Annotated in this window: 19 protein-coding genes; 3 read left to right on the forward strand and 16 right to left on the reverse strand. The window is 70.8% G+C overall.

The window, feature by feature from the left end:
* Positions 1–32: 32 nt before the first annotated feature.
* The 13 genes from ACH4YL_RS08395 to ACH4YL_RS08455 all read right to left on the reverse strand — a co-directional run bounded on the left by ACH4YL_RS08395 (position 33) and on the right by ACH4YL_RS08455 (position 17,283).
* Positions 33–797 (reverse strand): phosphate ABC transporter ATP-binding protein, encoded by a 765-nt coding sequence (locus ACH4YL_RS08395; protein ID WP_398506625.1) that lies wholly within the window; start codon positions 795–797, stop codon positions 33–35.
* Positions 798–886: 89 nt separating this feature from the next.
* Positions 887–1,822, reverse strand: a complete 936-nt coding sequence (locus ACH4YL_RS08400) for a sortase (RefSeq protein ID WP_398506044.1) — start codon at positions 1,820–1,822, stop codon at positions 887–889.
* Positions 1,819–3,117 (reverse strand): Ig-like domain-containing protein, encoded by a 1,299-nt coding sequence (locus ACH4YL_RS08405; protein ID WP_398506046.1) that lies wholly within the window; start codon positions 3,115–3,117, stop codon positions 1,819–1,821. The genes ACH4YL_RS08400 and ACH4YL_RS08405 overlap by 4 nt, the downstream gene beginning before the upstream one ends.
* 20 nt (positions 3,118–3,137) lie before the next feature.
* Complete coding sequence (locus tag ACH4YL_RS08410) at positions 3,138–4,043, reverse strand: hypothetical protein (RefSeq protein ID WP_398506048.1); 906 nt, start codon at positions 4,041–4,043, stop codon at positions 3,138–3,140.
* Positions 4,044–4,079: 36 nt separating this feature from the next.
* Complete coding sequence (locus tag ACH4YL_RS08415; RefSeq protein WP_398506050.1) at positions 4,080–5,927, reverse strand: WxL protein peptidoglycan domain-containing protein; 1,848 nt, start codon at positions 5,925–5,927, stop codon at positions 4,080–4,082.
* Between the two features lie 143 nt (positions 5,928–6,070).
* Positions 6,071–7,645, reverse strand: a complete 1,575-nt coding sequence (locus tag ACH4YL_RS08420) for an Ig-like domain-containing protein (protein ID WP_398506052.1) — start codon at positions 7,643–7,645, stop codon at positions 6,071–6,073.
* 122 nt (positions 7,646–7,767) lie between these two features.
* Positions 7,768–8,766 (reverse strand): hypothetical protein, encoded by a 999-nt coding sequence (locus ACH4YL_RS08425; protein WP_398506053.1) that lies wholly within the window; start codon positions 8,764–8,766, stop codon positions 7,768–7,770.
* Positions 8,767–8,879: 113 nt separating this feature from the next.
* Complete coding sequence (locus ACH4YL_RS08430; RefSeq protein WP_398506055.1) at positions 8,880–11,471, reverse strand: hypothetical protein; 2,592 nt, start codon at positions 11,469–11,471, stop codon at positions 8,880–8,882.
* Complete coding sequence (gene pstS / locus ACH4YL_RS08435; protein WP_398506057.1) at positions 11,468–13,162, reverse strand: phosphate ABC transporter substrate-binding protein PstS; 1,695 nt, start codon at positions 13,160–13,162, stop codon at positions 11,468–11,470. The genes ACH4YL_RS08430 and pstS overlap by 4 nt, the downstream gene beginning before the upstream one ends.
* Positions 13,163–13,275: 113 nt before the next feature.
* Positions 13,276–14,553: a phosphate ABC transporter permease PstA gene (pstA, locus tag ACH4YL_RS08440; RefSeq protein WP_398506059.1), complete on the reverse strand. Its 1,278-nt coding sequence runs from the start codon at positions 14,551–14,553 to the stop codon at positions 13,276–13,278.
* Between the two features lies 1 nt (position 14,554).
* Positions 14,555–15,586, reverse strand: a complete 1,032-nt coding sequence (gene pstC / locus ACH4YL_RS08445) for a phosphate ABC transporter permease subunit PstC (protein ID WP_398506061.1) — start codon at positions 15,584–15,586, stop codon at positions 14,555–14,557.
* On the reverse strand, positions 15,583–16,071 hold the full coding sequence (locus ACH4YL_RS08450) for a hypothetical protein (protein WP_398506063.1): 489 nt from the start codon (positions 16,069–16,071) through the stop codon (positions 15,583–15,585). The genes pstC and ACH4YL_RS08450 overlap by 4 nt, the downstream gene beginning before the upstream one ends.
* A 300-nt stretch (positions 16,072–16,371) precedes the next feature.
* On the reverse strand, positions 16,372–17,283 hold the full coding sequence (locus ACH4YL_RS08455) for a DUF2867 domain-containing protein (protein ID WP_398506065.1): 912 nt from the start codon (positions 17,281–17,283) through the stop codon (positions 16,372–16,374).
* Positions 17,284–17,334: 51 nt separating this feature from the next.
* Between ACH4YL_RS08455 and ACH4YL_RS08460 the strand changes: the two genes are divergently transcribed.
* Positions 17,335–17,922 carry a TetR/AcrR family transcriptional regulator gene (locus tag ACH4YL_RS08460; RefSeq protein WP_398506067.1) on the forward strand — a complete coding sequence of 196 codons (588 nt, stop codon included), beginning with the start codon at positions 17,335–17,337 and terminating at the stop codon, positions 17,920–17,922.
* A 6-nt stretch (positions 17,923–17,928) separates the two neighbouring features.
* Here ACH4YL_RS08460 and ACH4YL_RS08465 read toward each other — a convergent pair whose 3' ends face one another.
* Positions 17,929–19,005, reverse strand: coding sequence for a Ku protein (locus ACH4YL_RS08465; protein WP_398506068.1), 1,077 nt, complete (start codon positions 19,003–19,005; stop codon positions 17,929–17,931).
* A 49-nt stretch (positions 19,006–19,054) separates the two neighbouring features.
* On the opposite strand from ACH4YL_RS08465, the gene ligD reads away from it, so the two are divergent.
* Together ligD and ACH4YL_RS08475 are read left to right on the forward strand one after the other, a co-directional pair.
* On the forward strand, positions 19,055–19,930 hold the full coding sequence (gene ligD, locus ACH4YL_RS08470; RefSeq protein WP_398506070.1) for a non-homologous end-joining DNA ligase: 876 nt from the start codon (positions 19,055–19,057) through the stop codon (positions 19,928–19,930).
* Positions 19,927–20,892: an ATP-dependent DNA ligase gene (locus tag ACH4YL_RS08475; protein ID WP_398506072.1), complete on the forward strand. Its 966-nt coding sequence runs from the start codon at positions 19,927–19,929 to the stop codon at positions 20,890–20,892. The genes ligD and ACH4YL_RS08475 overlap by 4 nt, the downstream gene beginning before the upstream one ends.
* Positions 20,893–20,995: 103 nt before the next feature.
* On the opposite strand, the gene ACH4YL_RS08480 is transcribed toward ACH4YL_RS08475, so the two are convergent.
* Both ACH4YL_RS08480 and ACH4YL_RS08485 read right to left on the reverse strand, forming a co-directional pair.
* Positions 20,996–21,787, reverse strand: a complete 792-nt coding sequence (locus tag ACH4YL_RS08480; RefSeq protein WP_398506074.1) for an ABC transporter permease — start codon at positions 21,785–21,787, stop codon at positions 20,996–20,998.
* On the reverse strand, positions 21,784–22,791 hold the full coding sequence (locus ACH4YL_RS08485) for an ATP-binding cassette domain-containing protein (protein WP_398506076.1): 1,008 nt from the start codon (positions 22,789–22,791) through the stop codon (positions 21,784–21,786). Before ACH4YL_RS08485 ends, ACH4YL_RS08480 begins: the two co-directional genes overlap by 4 nt.
* Between the last annotated feature and the right edge of the window lie 21 nt (positions 22,792–22,812).

Raw genomic sequence — 22,812 nt, forward strand, 5'->3', positions numbered from 1 at the left:
CGGCGGCGTCGGCGGCGTTTCGGGTTGACGCCCTATCCGAACCGCCCCTCCACGTAGTCCGACGTCCGCGGATCCGACGGAGCCGAGAACATCGCATCCGTCGGGCCGTGTTCGACGATCGCCCCCGGCGTGCCCTGTTCCGCGAGGAAGAACGCGCACTGGTCCGAGACCCGTGCCGCCTGCTGCATGTTGTGGGTGACGATCACGATCGTGACCTCGTGGGCCAGTTCGCGGATCGTTTCCTCGATGCGGCGCGTGGACGTGGGGTCCAGGGCCGAGCACGGCTCGTCCATCAGGAGGACCTTCGGGCGGACGGCCAGCGAGCGGGCGATGCAGAGGCGTTGTTGTTGGCCGCCGGAGAGGGCGCCGCCCGGTTGGCGGAGGCGGGTGTGGACCTCTTTCCAGAGGCCGGCCTTGGTGAGGCATTCCTGTACGAGGTCGTCCTTGGCGGCGCCGCCGAGGCGGATGCCGGTGAGCTTCAGGCCCGCGGTGACGTTGTCGTAGATGGACATCGCCGGGAACGGGTTCGGCTTCTGGAAGACCATGCCGATCTGGCGGCGCGCCTCCGTCAGGCGTTGGCCGGGGGCGTAGACGTCCTGGCCTTCGATCAGGACCTCGCCCGCCAAAGAGGCGGACGGGATCAGCTCGTGCATGCGGTTGAGGATGCGCAGGAACGTCGACTTGCCGCAGCCCGAAGGGCCGATGAGGGCCGTGACCAGGCTCGACGGCATGGTGAGCGACACCCGGTCGAGGACCTTGTGATCGCCGAACCAGGCCGAGATGCGGCGGGCCTCCAGCGTCGCGCCAGAGGTACCGGACGGGTCCGTTTGCCGCGGGAGGAGGAGGGTTGTCTCAGGCTGAGAAGGTGAGTTGGTCACGGGTGTCCTTAGAGGAGGTTGGGGAGCAGAAGCGCCGCTTGGTCCGCAGTTGCCAGGCCCAGCGCTCCCAGCAGCGGCACGCCGACCACCCACGCGTGGCGACGGCCCCACCGCGCGTGCGCCCAAGCCAGCGCCCCGGCCGCGAGGACCAGAGCCTGGGCCCACAGGACCAGGGGCAGCCAGGCCGTGTGCTGCATGGCCATCGGCTGCTCGTCCGCGGGCAGCGCGCCCAGCGGGACCGAGGGCGGTGGTGTCGGCTGGACCGCCGAGACCAGGTCCGCGTCCACCCGCAGGATGCCCCGGGGCATGAACGGCCTCCCGTCGGCGGTGATGAGAGTGACCCGCCCGCGGCCCGCGGCCGGCGCCGGCGGCTGGATGTCGCCGGCGCGGCGGGGGCCGATCACCTGGTACGTGTGCTTTCCCTGGCCCGTCGTGACGGAGAACCTGTCCCCCGCCGTCAGATCGCGCAGCCGCCGGAACGGGCCGCCGTACGCCGCCTGGCGGGCCATGATCACGCTGACTCCGGCCTGGCCGGGCAGCGTGGTGTCGCGACGGTGGCCCGCGCCCCTGGCCAGGTCCTCCGATGCGGTGCCCTCGCGGACGACTTCGCGGAGCTGGAGTACGGGGATCTCGAGCAGCGCCACCGGAGCGCCGGGCTCCGGCGCGACGCCGCCGCCCGCCGAACGGCCCACCGGGGCCGTTCCGTTGGCGAGCTCCAGCCGGAAACCGGCGTAGTCGACCTGGCGGTCGCGGGCGTGCCGGAGGTCGCCGACGAGGCCGACGTCGACGACAAATCCGAGCAGCAGGGCCGCCAGGATGCTCAGCGCAGCACTGGCGATGCGGAGTCCCGGGCCCGCGGTCGGGCGAGGCGACGGGGTGCCCGCCGCCTCCTTCGTCTCGGGCTCCGTGAGTTCGACCTCGGCGAGGGCCGTCGGCGGTGTCATCCGATTCTCCGCGACAACGACGTGGCGTAGGCCCACTGGTAGCCCGGGCGCTTCGCGGTGATGGTGACGGTGAGCAGGTGCCGCCGGTCGGCCGCCGTCGGGTAGTACGTCGCCCGTGTCGCACCGCTGATCGTCCGGCCGTCGCGCTTCCAGGTGTAGGCGTACGTCGTGGCCGCCGGGGTCCACGTGCCGGGCCTGGCGGTCTGGCGGTAGCCGACGCGGGCGGTGCCGACGATCGTCGGGCGCGTGACGTTACGGAGCGGGTTGCCCGCCGCCACCGAGACGGACGGGCTGGTCGATGCCGTACTGCCCGTGGTGTTGGTACCGGTCGCGCGGCACGAGGTCTTGTGCTGGTAGTCGGCGGCGACGAGCGGGCGCGTACGGGCCGTCGCGCCGCTGATCACCGCGGTGTCGCGGAGCCAGACATACGTGGTGGACGTCGCGCCGCTGAAGGTCACCGCGCAGGTCGCCGTGTAGCCGACCTTCAGCGTGCCGGTCACCTTCGCCGCGGTGACCACGGCCGGGGGCTTGATCTTGACCGTGAAGGGCAGCGCGGTGGAGGCCGACGAGCCGTACGCCAACGGGTCGGCGGGCGTGAACTCCGCCTTCAGGGCGTGGCTTCCGACCGCCAGAGCGCTGGTCGTGAGGGATGCCGTACCCGCCGAGACGGCGACCGGGGTGCCGAGCTGGGTAGCACCGTCCAGGAAGCGGACCGAACCGGCCGCTTCCGCCGGGGCGATGGTCGCGGTCAGCTTCACCGACGCGCCCTGGACCACCGGGCTCGCCGGGGCCGTCCCGAGAGTGGTGCTGGTCGCGGCGGCGGGCGCGGTGCTCTGGTACGCCGTGTTCGAGGTGAACCAGACCGGGGCGGTGAAGTCGCCGTACGTCGTCGAGCCGAAGGCCGCCCGGCAGGTCAGCGTGAAGTCGTAGCGGCCCTGGAGCGTGGTGAAGCCCGCCGTGCTCGCGTAGTCCCGCATCGTCTGCGTCAGTGGCACCACGATCCCGCCGGACGGTGACGTGGCGTACGTGTCGACCGGCGAGTTGCTGACCACGATCTGGCCCTCGGCCGGGAAGCCCGAACCCGCCACGGAGACAATGAGGTTGGTCGCCTCGGCCGGGCAGGGCGCGGCCGTGGTCAGCGAGATACCGGTGGTGTCCGCGCCGGTGGCCGGGGTCACCTCCATCGGGCCGAGGACATCGGCCTGCGCGCCGGTGGTGCCGAACGCGAGCGCGCCGACGGCGAGCACGGACGCCAGAGCGACCGAGAGCGAGCTGCGTACAGTCGTGAGCTTCATCAGAAGGGTCTCTTTCCGGCTCAGACGTTCCGGGTGTCGGTCAGCGTGTCGGTGAACTCGTCGCGCCGGCGGGCCCGGCGTACGACCGTGACGCCGCCGAGGAGGAGAAGGGCCGAGACCGCGCCGATCATCGCCACGTCGGCGCCGGTGGCCGCGAGCGAGCCCTTGCCGCCGCCACCGCTCGAACCGCCGCTCACCTCGGTCGAGATGCCCTGCGAACCGCCGGCCGCGGCCGCGCCGTCCGTCGGCGACGCCGTGTCGGTCGGCGAGACGGAGTCCGTCGGCGACGCGGTGTCCGTGGGGATGGCGGTGTCCGTCGGGGACGCCGTGTCGGTCGGCGATGCGCTGTCCGTCGGCGACGCCGTGTCCGTGGGAGACGGGGTCGCGGAGGTGGAAGGGGTCGGGGAGCTCGGCGGGGTGCTGGGGCCCGCGGGGTCGGTGTTCCGGTACGTGGTGTTCGAGGTGAACCAGATGGGCGCGGTGAAGTCGCCGAGGCTGGTGCCGTTGAAGGCGGTACGGCAGGTCAGCGTGAAGTCGTAGCGGCCCTGGAGCGTGGTGAAGCCCGCCGTGCTCGCGTAGTTCCGCATCGTCTCGGAGAGCGGGACCACGATGCCGCCTTCCGGCGTCGAACCGTACGTGCCGATCGGCGAGTTGCCGACCACGTTCTGGCCGTCGGCCGGGAAGCCCGAGCCCTTCACCGAGACGATGACATTGGTGGCCGCCTCCGGGCACGCCTTCGACGTGGTCAGCGACATCCCGGTGGTGTCCGCGCCGGTGGCCGGGGTCACCTCCATCGTGCCGACGACCTCGGCGTGCGCGGCGGTCGCGGCGAGCAGGCCCACCGCGCCGGACGCCGCGAGCAGCGATCCGACGAGGACGGCGGCCGGGCGGGATATCAGGGTGCGGGGCTTGCGGTTGTTGGACACGGTTCTCTCCCTGGAGTGATGGAACAGGCTGATGGATCAGGAGGATTGGGCGGCGGCGCGGGCCCGGCGGCCGCGCACCCAGTGCGCGATGCCCGCGAGGAGTGCGAGCAGGCCGACGGCGAAACCGGCCACCGACCAGGCGACGAGCGAGGTGTTGGAGTCCTGGGCGGCAGCGGCGGGGGCGGGCGGCTGTGCGGCTGCCGCTCCCTGAGTGGGCGCGTTGGATGCCGCCCCTCCCCCGCTCGCGGCCGCCTCGTCGGGACCTGCGCCCGTACCGCCCCCCGACACGGTCGGCGGTACGGGCTGCTCTGCTGACCCCGGCGCCTGCGCGCCCGGGGCCGGTGCCGGTGCCTTCACGGTGGCGACCTGCGTACCGTCCCGGTACGCGTCGTTCGCGGTGAACCGCAGGGACCCGGTGAAGTCCCGCAGGCTCGTCAGGTCGAACGCGCCCTTGAGGCAGCTGACCGTGAAGGTGTAGGTGCCGCGGAGTGTGGTGAAGCCCGCCGTGCTCGCGTAGTCCCGCATCGTGTACGTCAGCGGGATGGTCAGGCCGCCGCCCGGGGCCTTCGGGTATGTGGTCAGCGGCGCGTTGCCGACGACGATCTGGCCGTCGCGCGGGAAGCCCGCTCCCTTGACGCGGGCGATGACGTTCGTCGTCTTCGCCGGGCAGGCCGCGGAAGCGGTGAGGGTGATGGGCTGCGTGGCGCTTCCCTTGCCGGGCAGGACACCGAGTCCCCCGGCCTCCGCGGCCTCCGCTTCGCCCGGCGTACCCACCACCGCGGCACCCGCCGCCAGCAGCATCGCCGCCAGGCCGACAGCCTGCTTCGACACCGCCGCGGCGCCCACGCGCATCTGCGCGTCGGCTCGTGGCGCCCGCCGCCGACGCCTGCGCACGATCCGCCATGTCAGGGCCGCGCAGGCGAGAAGCACCACAGCGAGCAGCACCCACGGCACCGCCCAGAAGTCCTGGACCAGGGTGACCCGTGGCAGCACCCGGTGCTTGATGTCGCCGCGTACCGGCTTCGGGTCGACCAGGACCGTCGTGGTGTCGCGCATCGCGGGCAGCACGCCCGTGGCCGTGGCCGTCACCTTCACGGCGTCGCCGGGCAGCAGTTCCGTGAGGTCGCGGACTCCGGAGACCTTCGCGCCACCGCCGAACAGGTCGCGCACGCGCACCACTTGGTGAGCGGCCAGCCGCACATTGCCCGTGTTGCGCACGGTGTACGTGATCGTCGCGGAGCCGGTGCCGAAGGGGTTGGCGGTGCCGTGGTAGCTGGTGTTCAGGTCCTCGACGGCGAGCCGGGCCTTGAGGTCACCGGCCACCCGCAGATAGATCCGGGCTCCCACGCGCTGGTCGACGGCGACCTTGCTGCCCTTCTTGTCGGTGCGTACGGCCGACAGCGAGGCGACGATGCCGCCGGTGTGATCACCGGGCGTCGCGCCCGCGGGGACGCTCAGAGTGAAGGGCACGATGACATGCGAACGGCCGGGCACGCTCAGCACGTTCTTGCCGAGCTTCACCCAGGAGCCCACGTCGGTGGACTTGTGCTTCGCCGCGAACAGGTCGAAGCCGCCGTCGGCGGTGGTGAACGCGTCGCCCGCGTACACCCGCAGCGTCAGCGGCTCCTTGGCGTAGTTGAAGACGGCGATGTGGTCCTTGACGACGGCCCCCGGGGTCGCTCCGTACGAGAAGTGCGGCCGCGCGTCGGCCTTCTTCGCGGAGGAGGGCTGGACGCCGAAGGTGGTACGTCCCTGTCCGCCGTCGGCCGGCCGGCCGGCCGGGGCCGGGGTGGCGGCCGACGCGGCTCCGGCCGTGGCCGGGAGTACGGCGAGGAGGCACGCGGCCAGGACGGCTGCGATGCGGCGGGCTGAGGTCGTGATCATGTCGGGTCGTCCTTCGGGCGCGGGACGGGCTGAGACACCCCGGAAAGGCTTGGGGCATGGGCCGGGACGGGCATCGCTGCCCGTCCCGGCCCTGGGGCGGATCTACCTGAGGGTGGGGCCGCCCCGTTGACCATCCGACCGGGTCAGATGGCCGTCAGGGTGAGCGTGGCGGTGTACGTGCCCGCCACCGTCGAGGTCGGCGCGTTGAGTGCCAGGTCGGCGCCGAAGTGGGCGGTGCCCAGGCCGGTGCCGTTGGCGAGGGAACGGGAGGACTTGAGTCCGGCCGTGCCCGCGTCCGTGGCCGCGGCACCGTTCGCTGCGGCGACGGCCGCACCGGCGGTGACGGTCTGCGACGCGCCCTTGTCGATGACCTTCGGCGTCCAGCCGAGGTTCTGACCGTTGATCAGGTGGGTGCCGCCGTCGGAGAAGTCGGTGACCTGACCGCTGACGGACCAGCCCGGGTTACCGGCGCGGGTGTCGGTGAGCGTGACCGGGTTGATCGCGCCCGTGGTGGAGAGCAGGTCGGCGTTGGCGTTGAGCACCGGCGACGGCAGGGTGACGTGCGGGTTGTCGACGCTGATAACCAGCGCACCGGCCTCGACGGTCGTGGTGATGTCCTGCGAGGCGGTGACGCCCTCGAAGGCACCGATCACATACGCGACCTGGCCGGAGGCGGAGGGAAGGAACGCGGCGGGGTTCGCCGGGACGAACGTCGCCGAGAAGGTGTGGTCGCCGGGGGCCAGGCTGCTGGTGGTGAAGGCGGCCTGACCGGCCGCGACCGGCACCGTGCCGAGCGTGGTGGTGGTGCCGCCCACGGTGTCCTGGAACTTCACGGAACCGGCCGCCGAGGCGGGCGCCACCGTGGCCGACATGCTGACCGGGCTGAACTGGGCAGCGTTGCCGGCCGGCGAGACGGCCAGCGCGGTCGTGGTCGCCGTCGCCGGGGCGGCGTTGACCGTGTACGCGACCGCGGTGGACGCGGACGCGTTGTAGGCGGTGCCCGACGGCGTGAAGTCGGCCGTCAGCGCGTGGTTGCCCGCGCCCAGGGTGCTGGTGGTGAGCTGCGCCTGGCCGCCGGAGACGTTCACCGGGCTGCCGAGCGCGGCGCCGTTGTCCTTGAACTGCACGGTGCCCGCGGCGCCGGCCGGGCCGACGGTCGCGGTCAGCGTGACCGGCGTGCCCTGGGTGGCCGGGCTGGCCGGGGACACCGCGAGGGAGGTGGTGGTGTCGATCTTCACGGCCGGGTCGGTGTTCTGGTACGCCGTGTTGGAGGTGAACCAGACCGCGCCCGGGAAGTCGCCGAGGCTGGTGCCGTTGAAGGCGGTGCGGCAGGTGACCTGGAAGGTGTACTTGCCGGTGAGGTTGGTGAACCCGGCGGTGTTGGCGTAGTCACGCATGGTCTGGGAGAGCGGGATGATGAGCCCGCCGTCCGGGGTCGACGCGTAGGTGTCGATCGGCGAGTTGCCGACCACGTTCTGGCCGCCGGCCGGGAAGCCCGAACCGGTCACCGAGACGATGACGTTGGTGGCGTTCGCCGGGCAGGGGCCCGACGTGGTCAGCGACATGCTGGAGGTGTCGGAGCCGGTCGCCGGAGTGACGGCCGCGGTTCCGATGTCGGCGGCGTGCGCCGAGGGGGCCAGGATCAGGCCGCCCGCCAGCAGGGCCACCAGGCTCGCGAGACCGCCCGCCAGGCTCCGCGAGAGAGTGTTCTTCCACACAGTCGTGCTCTCCTTCTTGGAAGGATGTCGAAAGAGCGATGAGTGACGCATGGGGGGTTGGGCGCTACAGGTGCTGCGCTACAGGTCCTTGAGGCGCTGTGGCTGAAGGAGCGGCGGCAGCGTCAGGGGGTCTGCTTGCTGGTGTCGCCGCAGTTCGGGTTGACCGCGAAGCCGTAGGTGTTGATCACGGCCGTCTGCTGGCAGACGAGGGAGTTCGAGCCGACGAAGACGGAGCTGTACGGCGCGGTCCCGATCTTGCTGGTCGGGACGACGTTGTAGACGTCGCGCTTCACACCGAAGTTGCTGTTCAGCGTGTTGGGCGCGAGGCCGTCGATGGTGCCGAGGATCGCGCGTCCGCGCAGGTCCGCGATGGTCTGCGTGGCCTGCGAGTTGTACTGCGCGATGGAGAACGGGACGATCGACTTGTCGTCGAGGACGCGGCCGTCGTGCTCCTGGACCGGCGCTCCGCTCTTGGTGTCCTTGATGCAGGGGTAGACGCCGGCGACCACGTCGGCGTCCGTGATGCCCATCTGGGACTCCCAGAAGCTACGGGTGCCCGAGCCCGCCTGCGGCAGGTAGACGGTGAGGCTGAAGTTCGGCGCGGTGCCCACATAGTTGGGGTCGCAGTGGTAGATCGCCTTCAGGTCGGCCAGCGACAGCTTGCGCGGGACGGTGCTGGTCGGCGTGATCGAGTAGCTGACCGCGTCCACGGCGAACGGGACATAGGTCAGGCCGGGGGCCGCCGCGGCCAGGTTGAGGCTGGAGGAGCGGGCGAAGTCCAGGCAGCCGTTGGCGGCCTGGAGGGAGTTCAGCAGCGCGGTGCGCCCGGCGCCCGATCCGTTCGGGCGGTTGATCGTGCAGCCCGGGGTGGTGGCGGGGTCCTTGGTGGTGATCTGCGCCGAGCCGGTGGCGTCGTACGAGCCGATGACCTTCTGGCCGCCGATGGTGATGGCTTGGGCCAGTCCGTTCATCACGTCCTGCGTGGTGTCGGAGCCGACACCGGACAGCTGACGGTAGGGCGGCGGGCCGGACGGGTCGGCGACGGCCTGGCTGGCGCAGACGGTGCCGGTGAGAAGACCGGTGATGCCGACGGCGGCGACGGCAATCTTTCTCTTGTTCACGTGCGTTACCTCTCGGATAGGCTTTCGCCGGGTGGTGCCCGGCGCGACGTTCGGACAGTTCGTTGGCGCGGACCTGTCGATGTGGCGATATCTCGATGTGTCGAGTCCGGGCATCACCTCCCTTCGTTGCGGGGCCTGCCGGCCCCGGCGCGCCAGGCGGCGAGCTGTGCCGACAACTGCGGCACCACCCTCGGAAGTACGGGGCCGCAGGCCGCGGCCGCGAGGCCGACGATCAGAGCGGTCAGGAGGGCGTAGCGCACAGCGCCGAGCGCCCAGGCCGGAGTGCGGATGGTGGGGCCGTCGGCCGCGGCGGGCGCGGCCGACGACGGCGAGCCGGACGGTGTGGCGGTCGCCGACGGGGACGCGCCCGACGTGCTGCCCGCCGGGCCCGACTGAGCACCCGCCGTTCCGCCGCCCCCGCCGCTCGCGTCACCTGCGCCGCCCGAGACCGTGCCGCCGCCCCCCGACGTGTCCGAACCCGAGCTCGTACCCGAGCCGGCGGTGGAGCCGCCCGGGTCGCCGCCGGGGCCGGGACCGGACGGCGAGGTGCCCGCCCGGGTCGCGATGGCGTCGGCAGCGGCGCGGGTCTGGGCGCGCACCTTCTGCGGCAGCGGCGCGTACCCCTCGGGGAGGGTGCCGGCGGCCACGCCGGGAGTCTGGCCGTTGCCCGCCGCGTACTTCAGGAGCGCCGCGTAGTCCTGGCCCTCCTTCTTGGTGAGCTTCTCGGGCACGGTCGCGGCATAGGTGAGGAGGGTGAGCGGGTAGGCGTTCCGGTCCTTGGTGGCCGGGTCGGGGCTCGCCACTCCGCCGACGCCGCTGGGCTTCATGGTGGCCTGGCCGGCGAGAAGGCCGGCGGTGTCGGGGCCGACGAAGCGTCCCGCCGCGTTCTGGAGTTTCGCCGTCACCAGGCCGTAACGGGCTGCCGTCGCCGTGTCGGTCACGGCGAGGACGGCGCGCTCGCCGGTGGTCTGCGGCGGGTTCTTCTTGTAGCCGGGCGGAATGGTCGTGTTGTCCCAGCTGGCCCGGGCGAGCGTGTCGCCACGGGCTGCCGCGCGGGCGGCGGCGTGCATGTCGGAGGCGTACGGGTGCTTGTCCTGGATGCACAGCGGGTGGTCCGGGTGGTCCTTGAACTGCTGGCAGAACGGGTCGCTCTTGGGGAAGTGGTTCAGCGGCAGTTCGATGTTGCGGTAGTGCGGATTGACCTTCATGCCGGAGAAAGCGGCGTCGCCGTACTTGCCCTGGTTGTCGGCCGTCCCGCTGAGGAACTCCCGGGCGGCCGGGTCCTGGCCCACCCAGCCCCACAGCTGCCACGCCGCGTCGGACAGCGCCTCGGACACCAGCGCGTCGCCGAGGTTGCCGCCGAAGTCCAGGTCCTTGTATGCGGGGTTGTGCTTCCGGAACTCGGGGTCGTGTCCCAGGTTGAACGGGTTGTTCTCGGTGCTCGGCGCGAAGCGCGAATTGCCGTCCTGGTACGACTCGGTGAGCAGCTTGGCGACCAGTCTCGGGGTCAGGTTGAGCCCGGTCAGCCGTGCTCCGTCGCGTGCCTTGACCTCTGCGGGCGCGTTGAAGCCGGACTGGCTCTCGATGAAGAAGCCGATGGTCAGCCCGGACAGCGCCACCGGCGCGTAGACGGGGCTCTGGCCCGGCGGCACTTGGTCCCCGGTGGCCGGGCGGCCGAGGAAGACCAGTCCGGGCGAGCCGGAGACCAGCTTCGCGCGGGCGGTGTCGTCGGTGACCTGTGCGTAGCCGTAGATCGTCTTGCCGCCGGTCTGGCACAGCGCGGGCTGCCAGCGGGAGATGGCCTCGGCGACGATCTCGTGGCCGAGCGTGCTGCGTTCGTCCGCGCCGATCGGGCAGAAGCGGCCCATCGGTTCGAAGCGCAGCGGCACGACCAGCCGGTGCTTCCAGTTGCTCGCGGTGAGCGGCGAGGACTGGAGCAGCCCGCTGGGCTGCGCGCGGTACGAGCCGCCGTCCACCTCGCTCTCGCCGCGCGGCACGACAACCAGCCAGCAGGGGCGGCCGGACGCCGGGGTCGAGGACCCGGCCGGGACCTCGCCGCAGCCCAGTCCCGGCGCTTCCAGCCCGGACTGGGCCTCGAAGTAGACCTCGCCCTTGCCGTCGGGGCCGCTGCGGGCGTACGGGACTTCGTTGGTGGTGTTCACGTCGTAGAACTCGTTCCAGTTCCCCTTCGTGATCACCTCCCCCGTCGCGGACTTGAACGGGACGTACGAGATGCCGGTGCCGGTCGCCGGCGGCAGCGGCTGCTCCGGGTCCTTCAGCCCGCCGTAGGTCAGCTGCCGGGTGTTGGTGTAAGCGCCGGCGGCCTGGCTGCCCGCGCCCGCGCCGAGCGCGGACGAGCCGCCGAACTGGCACTGCTCCGGGTCCGGCCCACTGGCCTTGTCGCCCCAGCACTGCATGACCTGGAGGTAGTTGGCCGCGTAGGAGGTGTCCGAGTCCGTGGGCGAGCCGCCCTGCCAGGAGACCTTGACCACCTGGTTGACCAGGTTCCGGGTCTGACTGACGGTCACCTTCAGGTTCCCGAACGGGCCGCGTCCGGAGACGGTCACCGCGGACCCGGAGCTCTGGTCGGCGGCGTCGGCCGGCCGGGTGGCCATGGTCACGGCGACGGCGGCGGACACCGCGGTGAGCAGGACGAGTGCGACGACGGTCGTCGTACGGAGGAACCGGCGGAGCGCCGCGATCATGACGCGCCCCGCTTCAGCCTTCTGTTCAGCAGCGGAGGTCCGACCGTCACGGCAACCAGCAGCACACCGGCCACCACCATCAGCGCGGTCCGCATGCCGCCCCCGATGCTCCGGGACGTGGTGACGGGCACGGCGAACGCGTCGACCCCGCCGTCGCCGCCCCCCGCGCCATTGGCGCCGATGACCTGGCCGGTGTCCGGGTCGATCGTGGTCCCGGGTCCGCCGGTCGCGGCACCGCCGGTTGCGCCGGCCGTGGCACCGCCCGCGCCCTTGCCGCCCGCACCTGATGACGAGCCGCCGGCCGCGGCACCGCCGCCGCCCGTCGTGCCCTGGCCTGATCCGGAGGAACCGCCCGTGGAACCGGAGCCGTTACCGTTTCCGCCGCCGCCTCCATTGATGGTGGTCGGGGCCTTCGCGCCGCCCGTGCCGGTGGAGCACTGCGTCGCACCCTTCTTGTCGCAGGCGGCCGGGTAAGGGGCGGTCTTGGCAAGGGTGTTGCTGCCGTCGCTGGAGAAGGTGGGGTTGCGGCAGTCCTTGATGTTGATCTTCTCGACGTCTACGCCGGGGATCCTGCGGACCTGCTTCAGCCCGGCCTGCACGAGGTTGATGGGCAGTGGCGAGTAGCCGAGGTTGTCGACGTGCTGCTGCCCCTGGCAGAGGAAGTAGTACGAGAACGCCCCGAGCGTCTTGCCCTTCTGGGCGTTGAAGTTCGACTCCAGTGCGGTGGGGATGACCATGTAGCTGTAGCTGGAGAGCGGATAGACGCGCGGATCACGGTCGTTGTAGACGTCGTCGAGGATCTGCGTGAGATAGCTCGGCGAGGAGGTGTTCTCGTTGATGCGCGCCTTGGTGAGGGCCACCGCCACGTTCTTGGCCGTCGGCTCGGTGTAGTACCCGGCCTTGTTGAGCACCTTGGCGACCGGGAAGCCGGTCGTGTACACGGCGTAGGAGTACTCGACGTAGGTGATCGTGCCGACGTTGCCCGCCTGGGCGACATAGCCGGACACTCCGTTGGAGCCCGCCTGTCCGATGAAACCGCTGCCCGGCGCGACCGGGTAGGTCGACGTCGGACCGCAGGGAGTGGTGGTCCGGCCGGCCCGGCGGCAGTACGCGTCCCACATCGAGCCGTACTGCTTGCTCATCCAGGTGGTGAACTGCGCGGTGGTGCCCGATCCGTCGGAACGCACCACGGGCACGACCCGCCGGGCGGGCAGCGCCGAGGCGAGCGCCGGGTTGTCGGCCTTGATCGCCGGGTCGTTCCACGTCTTGATCTGGCCGGTGAACATCTTGGCGATGACGTCTCCGGACAGCCGGAGGTTGGTCACCCGCTTGTTGCCGATCTTGAGGTTGTACATGAAGGAGGTGCCGCCGGCCACGATCGGCATGTAGGCGTACTTGCGGGACGGCGGCGGGTCGACGACGCCCGAGTCCTTGATGCCGTACGGGATTTCGGAGACGCCGTAGTCCACGGTGCCGTTGCGGAACTGGTTGCGGCCGTCGGAGGACCCGGTGCCGTTGTAGTTCACCGTCATGCCGTACTGCTTGACGTTGGCCCGCCACTGTTCGATGGCGTTCTGGCTCCAGGTGGATCCGGCGCCGGAGATCGGGACATACGTCGCCGCCTCTGCGGGCTCGGCGCCCGGAAGCGCGGCGCCGAACAGGAGGGCCGCCAGGAGGGCGAAGGCGGTCACGGCTCTGAGTCGGAAGCGTGCGGTGCGTGCCGGAGGCGATCCGGGCATGGCTGGTGACTCCTGGTCGGTTGGGTCGGTACGGGGCGGGTGGGAGCCGTGCGGCTCCGCGGGGCTCAGTCGGTGGAGCTGTCAGGGGCCCTGAACGCGGCGTCCTGCGCGGCCGGTTGCGGGGTGAGCCGCGCGCGCTTGCTCATGCGGGCGACGTCGCGGCGCGAGGCCGCCACCCGCCGGTGTTGCTGACTGCGCGTCAGCTCTCCGGGGCCGCGCCCGCCGACCACCCGGGCCACGATGAAGAGCAGCAGCACGAGCGCCATCAGCAGCGCCGCCGAGCCGAACCCGCGGGCGATCATGTTGGGTTGGGGGTCGCTCACCAGCTGGAAGGTGGCCAGCGGCAGCGAGACCTGTGGCTCGCTGAGCGGGTCGATGTTCAGGCCGGACGCATAGCCGGAGGTGAGCAGCACGGGCGAGGTCTCGCCGATGCCTCGCGCGGTGCCCAGGATCACGGCGGTGGTGAGGCCCGAGCGTGCGGTCGGAAGGATCACGGTCCACACCGTGCGCCACTGGCTTGCGCCCAGTGCGTACGACGCCTCGCGCAGCGAGCCCGGCACCAGCCGGATGACCACGTCGGAGGCGCGGATGATGATGGGCAGCATCATCACGCTGAGCGCCAGCGCGGCGGCGAAGCCGGACTTGTCGACGCCGAGGATGAGGATCACCGTGGCGTAGATGAACAGACCGGCGACGATCGACGGCAGCGCCGTCATCGCCTCGACGATGGTCCGTACGAACCGGGCGTACCTGCCCGGCACTTCGTTGAGGAACACCGCACAGGCCAGTCCGAGCGGCACGGTGATCGCCAGCGAGATGGCGATCTGCTGCAACGTGCCGACGATAGCGTGCACGACGCCGCCGGCGGTGAGCGGCTGCAGCGGGCCGGTGCTCGACATGTCCTCGGTGAAGAAGTTGGAGTGCACCAGGGACGACTTGCCGCGCCACAGGGTGTACACGACGACCATGACGAGCGCCGCCAGTACCAGCGTGGCGAGGCTCTGCCACAGCACGGCCGCGACCTTGTCCCGTACCGCGACGCTGTTCTGGTCGAAGGAGACCAGCACGGCGTAGCTGCCCAGGAAGATCAGATAGGCGACGACCACGAAGCCCAGGACCGTGTCGAACGGGGCGATCCAGGTGAACAGGAGCGCCGTCAGGGCCAGCGACGCCACGGCCGCACCCGCGAGCGCGAGCAGATCCGAGCCGTGCACCGACGAGGTGTTCCGGCGGACTTCCGGGCTCTGGTCCTGTTCTGCGGCGGCTTCTTCGGCCGGCCGTACGGTCCCGGCCGACTTGTCCTTGAGCCTGTCCTTGAGCCTGTCTTTGAGGAGGTCGGTCATCTCAGGCCTCCGTCCCGGCGCCCGAGCGGCTGCGGGCCGCGATCGAGGACGCGATGAAGTTGACGACGAGGGTCATCAGGAAGAGCGCGAGTCCGGCGGCCATCAGGGCCGACATGCCGAACTCGCTCGCGGAGCCGTAGCGCAGCGCGATCAGCGCCGACACGGAGTTGGCGCCGGTCTGCAGGATGTGCGGCTGGATGACGAAGACCGGCGAGATGATCATGTAGACGGCGATGGTCTCGCCCAGAGCCCGGCCCAGACCGAGCATGGTGCCGCCGATCACGCCGCCCCAGCCGAACGGCAGCACGACCGAGCGGATCATCCCCCACCGCGTCGCCCCCAGCGCGAACGCGCCCTCGCGCTCTCCGGGAGGCGCCTGCGAGAAGGTCTCGCGCATCACCGAGCAGGCGATCGGCGTGACCATCAGCGCCACGACGATGCCCGCGATGAAGGTCGACGACGTGTAGACGGTCGTCGTCTGCAGCGCGTCGTTCGGGTCGGCCCCGGTGACCTCGAAGATCGGGATCCAGGAGAAGTACGTGGCGATCCAGCGGGAGAGCCCGACCACCTGCCCTTGCAGGAAGAACGCTCCCCACAGCCCGTACACCACGCTCGGCACCGCGGCCATCAGGTCCACGAGGCTGATGAGCGTCCGCTTCAGGCGGCGCGGCGCGTACTCCGAGATGTACAGCGCGGTGCCCAGCGCCAGCGGCACCGCGATGCTGATGGCCACCAGGCCGATGAGGACGGTGCCGGTGAGCACGGCGGCGATGCCGAAGTGGCGCGCGTCCGGCTCCCACGCGGAGGTGGTGAGGAACGACCACTTGGCGACGCCGAGCGCCTGGGACGCGCGGTAGGTGAGGAAGACCCCGACCAGCAGCATGATGGCGAGCACGATGGCTCCGCTGCCACGGGCTCCGCCACGGAAGAGCCGGTCCGCGAGCTCCCCTCGGCTCTTCAGCGAGCGCGGCAGGTCCACAGGATCCGGGCCGGACCCGGACGGACCGCCGAGCCCCGGTATGACGACGGTCATCGGGTGCCCGTCCCGACCTGCATGCCGACGAGGCGGACCGCGTGTCCTTCCTCGTCCTGGTCCGCACGCTGCCCTGCCCGCGGCTCTGCACGCGTAGACCTCGGCTGCGCCGGACCGCGCAACAGCGCTCCGCGCATCCGCGGCCGGTGCGGAACCCCTTCGGCCAGCTGGGCCACCGGCACCGCGGCCAGGAACTGGCCGAGGTTGTACTGGCACTCCCGCTGGCGCAGATAGGGCCGCCCGGCGACCGCGACGACCTGCCCCTCGAGCTCGACGCGCCAGGTCCAACTGGCCGCCGCCTCCGGCATGGAGAGCAGCACACGCGCGTCCGCCACCTGCTCCCGGAGCCGGGCCACCGCGGCCTGGCACTCCGCGAGGCTGCCGAACGCCTCGGCGCTGCGCCCCAGTTCGCGGTTGTTCGGACCGACCAGACGCCACCCGACCGACTTCTCTTCACCCTCCGGTCTCTGCGGCGATACACGCACTACGTAAAGGAACCGCGGCCGAACCATCGAAACCACCCCCTCTCGCCTTCCGCCCGAGCTCTTTTCGCCACTGGCGGAAAGACCCACCCCAAGCGCACCTGACAGTCGCTGGTTGTGTGGGGGCTGTGAACACAGAGAGGTGAAGGCCGAACGGAGAGAAAGTGAATGGGAAGGTCCGGTGAACCCAAGGTAATCGTGATCACGTCTATGGTGACGCTGAGCCCTGAGTCGGGTCGCTGAACGGTCCGTTCTTGAGCTTGAGCAGGATCCGGGCCGGCTCCACAAGCCTCCCGGTGTCAGCTACTCCGTCAGCACCGGGTCCTCGCTGTCCCGTGCCGTACGGTCCGCCGCCGACGGCGCCTCAAAGGCGAGCCGGCGGTGGAAGCGGCGGAGGATCATGCGGGTCATGAACGGGTGGAAGTGGCGGACCACCGCGAAGTAGAGACGGCCGCGCCAGTTGTGGAATCTGACCACAGTGGTCAGCGTGACATCGGCGTCGGTGAGCAGGACCGAGCCGCGGAAGTCCAAGTGGCCGGCGTCCTCGCCGAGCAGCAGCTCGTCGTCGGAGACCGCGCGGACCTGGAACGGGAGGACACCGCGCCAGGCCTCCGGGTCGCGGGGCATTCCGGGGTCCAGCGGGAGGCGGTAGGCGTCCGCGTAGTCCGGGCTTTCGATGGCCTGGTGGGCCAATACCGCGGCGTCCGGTACGGGCGTCGCCGTCGGCCGGTCCCAGACCAGGCCGTGCATCAGTCGAGCCCGGCGGGACCAGCGGAACGGGCGCGCCAGGCCGGTGCGGGATGCCGATCGGGCGATGTTGTCGAGGAGTTCCTCGACCATCGTGTCGTGCAACGGGCGGATGGCCAGGCTCCAGGCCAGGGTCTGCATGAGGGTCTGCCGCTGTTCGAGGACATGGCGGACCCGGCAGCGGGAGTCCGGCAACGGCTCTATCTCCAGGCTGTGGAAGCCGTTGGACGGCGCCGGCGCGAAGTCGAAGCGGATGCTGCGGCCGGGTTCGTACGCGCCGATCGAGTAGCGGACGAAACCGTGGCCGCCGGCCGCGCCGACGCCGAGCGGTCCGTCGAAGCGGATCGGGGGCCAGACCGGGCTCGGGCTGAGGGGGTCTTCCGGCGACGACAGCCTGTCGAGGAGGGCGCCGACGACGTCGGCGGGGGCCTCGACGACGCGCTCATGGACGTTCCGTACCCTGCGCATCCCGCACCTCCATACGGTGGCGTATGTTCAACCGTACGGTAGCGTATGGACATGAAGCAAGCGGCAGCGGCAAAGCAGGGACGGAAGCGGCTGACGGCGCACGACTGGGCCGATGCCGCGCTCGCCGCCATGGGAGAACGCGGGATCGCCGCCGTCGCCGTCGAACCGCTGGCCGCGCGGCTCGGAACGACCAAAGGCAGCTTCTACTGGCACTTCGCCAACCGTGACGCGCTGATCGAGGCGGCGCTGAAACGCTGGGAGGAGGTCAGCACGGAGCAGATCATCACGGCGATGGAAGCCGAGCCGGATCCGGAACGCCGCCTCCGTCACCTCTTCGCGGCCGCGACCGCGTCCGGGGCGGAGGATCCGCTCGAGGTCTCGCTTCTGGCGACCGCCGGTCACCATCCTCAAGTCGCCGTCGTGGTACAGCGGGTGACGGAGCGCCGCCTCGGCTACGTGGCGCACCTCTTCGAAGAACTCGGCTTTCCGCCGGAGGAGGCACACCGACGAGGGCTGCTCGCGTACACGAGCTACTTGGGCCACACACAACTGAGCCAGGCGGTGCCGAAGGTGCTGCCGCAGGGGGTGGACCAGGAGGTGTATCTGGAGTCGGTGATGGACGAGTTGCTGCGACGGTAGACCGACTTACGCGGAAGCGCGCTTCTTCGGAGCGGCCTTCTTCGCCGCCGCCTTCTTCGCCGTGCTCTTGGCCGTGGTCTTCTTCGCCGCGGTCTTGGCCGTGGTCTTCGTCGCGGTTTTCGTCGCGGTTTTCGTCGCGGTCTTCGTGGCCGTCTTCTTCGCCGCCGTCTTCTTCGCCGCACCGGCCGTCGACGTCGACTTGGTCGCACCCGCCTTCGCCGAAGCCGTCTTCTTCGCCGCACCGGCGGTGGACTTCTTCCGCGACCCCTTGATCGGCGTCACCTGCGCCTCCTCACCCTCCTCGCCCCGCGCCTCCTTGGCCGCCCGCACGCTGCTCTCCAGCGCCGCCATCAGGTCGATGACCTGGCCGCCCGCCTCCGCCGGCACCGCCTCCGGCAGCACGCCGCCACCCTCGACCTTCGCGGTGATCATGGCCTCGACTGCGTCCCGGTAGTCGTCGTGCAGCGACTCCAGCTCGACCTCCCCGAGCGTGTCCATCAGCGCGTCGGCCAGGTCGAGTTCGGCGTCGCGGATCGTCACTTCGGTGTCCGGCGCCACGCTCTCCGGGGCCCTGATCTCGTCCGGCCAGAGCAGTCCGTGCATGGCGATCACATCGTCGACGACGCGCAGCATGCCCAGCCGCTCCCGCCCTCGCAGAGCGAACTTGGCGATCGCGACCTTCTGGCTGCGCTTGAGCGCCTCACGCAGCAGGGCGTACGGCTTGGCGGCCGGCACTCCATTGGCCGACAGGTAGTACGCCGCGTCCATCTGGAGCGGATCGATCGACGACTCCGGCACGAACGACACGATCTCGATCGTCTTCGCCGTCGGCAGCGGCAGCTGGGCGAGGTCCTCGTCCGTGATCGGGATGATCGATCCGTCCGCGTCCTCGTAGCCCTTGCCGATCTCCGCGGTCGTCACTTCCTTCTCCTCCAGCTCGCAGACCTTGCGGTAGCGGATCCGGCCGCCGTCCGCGACGTGGATCTGGCGGAAGGAGATGGAGTGGTTCTCGGTGGCGTTCACGAGCTTGATCGGGATGCTGACCAGGCCGAAGGAGATCGCGCCGTTCCAGATGGATCGCACCTTAGATCCCTTTCATCCGAAATTCCGGGATTCGTGGGATTCTCATCGTATGACGCCGATCACGGAGGTGGAGGGGCGGCGCCTGGCCCTGACCAATCTGGACAAGGTCCTCCACCCCGCCACCGGGACCACCAAGGGCGAGATCCTGCACTACTACGCCACCACGGCGGGTGCGATCCTCGCCCATATCCACAACCGTCCGGTGTCCTTCCTCAGATATCCGGACGGTCCCGACGGGCAGCTCTTCTTCACCAAGAATCCGCCGCCCGGTACGCCATCGTGGGTACGCACGGTCGAGGTCCCACGCTCCGAGGACAAACAGGCGCGCCAGGTCGTCGTCCAGGATCTCGCCTCGCTGGTCTGGGCGGCGAATCTGGTCGTCGAGTTCCATGTGCCGCAGTGGACCGCGGACGAGCCGAACATCGCCGACCGGATGGTCTTCGATCTCGACCCGGGCGCTCCGGCCACCGTCGTCGAGTGCTGCGAGGTCGCGCTGTGGCTGCGCGAGCGGCTCGCGGCGGACGGGCTGCACGCGTACGCCAAGACCTCGGGCTCCAAGGGCATGCATCTGCTCGTGCCGCTGGAGCCGACACCGTCCGAGCAGGTGTCGGAGTACGCCAAGAGCCTGGCCGTCGAGGGCGAGGCCGCGCTCCCCGGGCTTGTGCTGCACCGGATGACCCGTGCGCTGCGGCCCGGGAAGGTCTTCGTCGACCACAGCCAGAACGCCGCCAGGAAGACCACCGCCGCCCCGTACACGCTGCGTGCCCGCACCGAGCCGACCGTGTCGACGCCGGTGACCTGGGAGGAGGTCGAGGCGCGGCAGAATCTCGTGTTCCGGATCGGCGACATCGCGCCACGTCTTGAGCAGTACGGGGATCTGCTCGGCCCGCTCATCAATCTCAACCGCGCCAAGCCGCTGCCATGAGCGCACAGCAGCCCGACCCGTCAGGCCCGCACGCCGTGCTCCGGCCGCCGCTGAAGGTCGCGCTCGCCGAGTCGGTGAACGTGCTGCCGCGCGGTGCCGGGCTGGCGTACGAGCCGAAGTTCGACGGGCACCGGATGCTGCTCTTCCGGGTCGGCGAGGACGTGCTGCTCCAGGCGCGTTCCGGGCGGATCATCACCGCCGCGTTCCCCGATCTCGCCGAGGCGGGACGCCAGTTGCCCGACGGGACCGTGCTCGACGGCGAGGTGGTGGTCTGGACGGAGGGCCGTACGGACTTCGCCGCCGTCCAAAGACGCGCGGCCGCCACCCCGGGCCGGGCGCCCGCGCTCGCGCGCCGGCTGCCCGCCTCGTACGCCGCCTTCGATCTGCTCGCCGTCGGCAACGAGGATCTGCGCCGTCTGGCGTACGAGAAGCGGCGCCGGCGGCTGGTGGCGCTGCTCGGTGCGCTGGGCCCGCCGCTGCAGCCGGTGCCGATGACGCTGGACGCGGCCGAGGCGGCCACCTGGTACGAGACCCTGCCGTCGATCGGCGTCGAAGGCCTGGTGGTCAAACGGCTCGACCAGACGTACCACTCCGGCTCCCGCGCCTGGTTGAAGCTCCGGCACACCTCCACGCGGGACGCGGTGGTGGTCGGCTTCACCGGCGCGCGGACGCGGCCGGGCGCGCTGGTCCTCGTGCTGCCGGACGACGACACCCCCGTGGTGTCCAGCCCGCTGTCACCGGCGCCGCGCGCACAGGCCGCGACGGCCCTGGCGGGACGGGAGTCCGCGGGTGCCACCGGCACGGCCATGGCGGCCGGCCTGGGTGAGATCGCGTACCAGCCGGTGGAACCCGGGCTCGCGGCCGAGGTGGAACAGCGCACGACCCGGCACGCGACCACGGCCGTCCTGCGGCTCCGCCTCCCGGACGACCTCGACGCGGAGAGCGAGCCCTACGGAACCTAGGCCAGGCAGGTGGCGGAGAACGCCGACAGGGCGGCGTAGGCCGACGTCGTGTCGGAGTACGCCGCCCTCGGGCGGGACGAGCTGCGGGAGGCAGCCCGCGCGGTCACTTCGGGTCGCGGTTGAACACCGCCTTCGACCAGCGGTAGCCGAGCGCCGCCAGGGCCAGGCACCAGAGGATGGCGATCCACCAGTTGTTGCCGATCTCGCTGCCGAGCAGCAGGCCGCGCAAGGTCTCGATGGTCGGCGTGAACGGCTGGTACTCGGCGATCGGCTGGAACCAGCCCGGCATCGCGTTGACCGGGACGAAGGCGCTGGAGATGAGCGGCAGGAAGATCAGCGGCAGCGCGTTGTTGCTGGCCGCCTCGGCGTTCGGGCTGACCATGCCCATCCCGACCGCGATCCAGGTGAGCGCCAGGGCGAACAGCGCGAGCAGCCCGAACGCCGCGAGCCACTCCAGGGCCGTGGCGTCCGTGGAGCGGAAGCCGATGGCCACGCCGACGGCACCGACGAGAACCACGCTGATGATCGCCTGCAGCACGCTGCCGATGACGTGTCCGATGAGCACGGAACCGCGGTGGATCGCCATCGTGCGGAAGCGGGCGATGATGCCCTCGGTCATGTCGTTGGAGACGGACACCGCCGTGCCGACCAGCGTGCCGCCGATGGTCATCAGCAGGATGCCCGGGACGAGATAGGCGATGTAGTCGGAGCGGTCGGCGCCGCCGCCGCCGATGCCCGCGCTCATCACGTCGCCGAAGATGTAGACGAAGAGCAGCAGCAGGACGACCGGCGTGAGCAGCAGGTTCAGGGTGAGGGACGGGTAGCGCCGGGCGTGCAGGAGGTTGCGGCGCAGCATCGTGGACGAGTCGCGCACGGCGAACGTGGTGGAGCTCATCGGACTGTCTCCTTGGACTGGTTCGGCTGGGTGGGCACGTTGGAGGCGGTCAGGGCGAAGAACACGTCGTCGAGGTCGGGGGTGTGCACGGTCAGCTCGTCCGCCTCGATGCCGGCCGCGTCCAGCCAGTCGAGGATGGAGCGCAGCTCGCGCTGGCTGCCGTCGCTGGGGATCTGCAGCGCCAGGGCCTCGTCGTCCCGGGTGACCTCGCGCAGGGCGACGGCGGCGGACTGGTACGCGGACGGGTCGTCGAACCGGAGACGGATGTGCCCGCCCGGGATGAGCCGCTTCAGCTCCTCGGCGGTGCCTTCGGCGGCGATCTTGCCGTCGTTCAACACCGCGATGCGGTCGGCGAGTTCGTCGGCCTCCTCCAGGTACTGCGTCGTGAGGAAGACGGTGACGCCGTCGGAGACCAGCTCGCGGATGATCCCCCACATGTTGTGACGGGAACGCGGGTCCAGGCCGGTGGTCGGTTCGTCGAGGAAGATGATCCGCGGGTTGCCGACCAGCGTCATGGCGATGTCGAGGCGGCGCTTCATGCCGCCGGAGTAGGTGGAGGCGGGCTTCTTCGCCGCCTCCACCAGGTCGAAGCGCTCGAGGAGTTCGGCGGCGACCCGCCGCCCCTCGCGCTTCGACAGATGGTGCAGGTCCGCCATGAGGAGCATGTTCTCCTCGCCGGTGATCAGCCCGTCGACGGCGGAGAACTGCCCGGTGACACCGATCGCGGCACGCACCCCGTCCGGTGACGTGGCGACGTCGTGGCCCGCGACCTGGGCCTGCCCGCCGTCTGCGGTGATGAGCGTGGACAGGATCTTCACGGCGGTGGTCTTGCCGGCGCCGTTCGGGCCGAGCAGCGCGAACACGGACCCGGCCGGGATACGCAGATCGATGCCGTCGAGGACTGTCTTGTCGCCGTAGGACTTGCGCAGACCGACCGTGGAGACGGCGGCCGGTGACGGCGAACCGTCCACCCGACTGGACGTGGACATGACAGAGGAAGGCATGGAGCACTCCGTTCGAAGGCT

It is taken from the genome of Streptomyces sp. NPDC020681, from assembly GCF_044334895.1.
Lineage (GTDB): Bacteria > Actinomycetota > Actinomycetes > Streptomycetales > Streptomycetaceae > Streptomyces.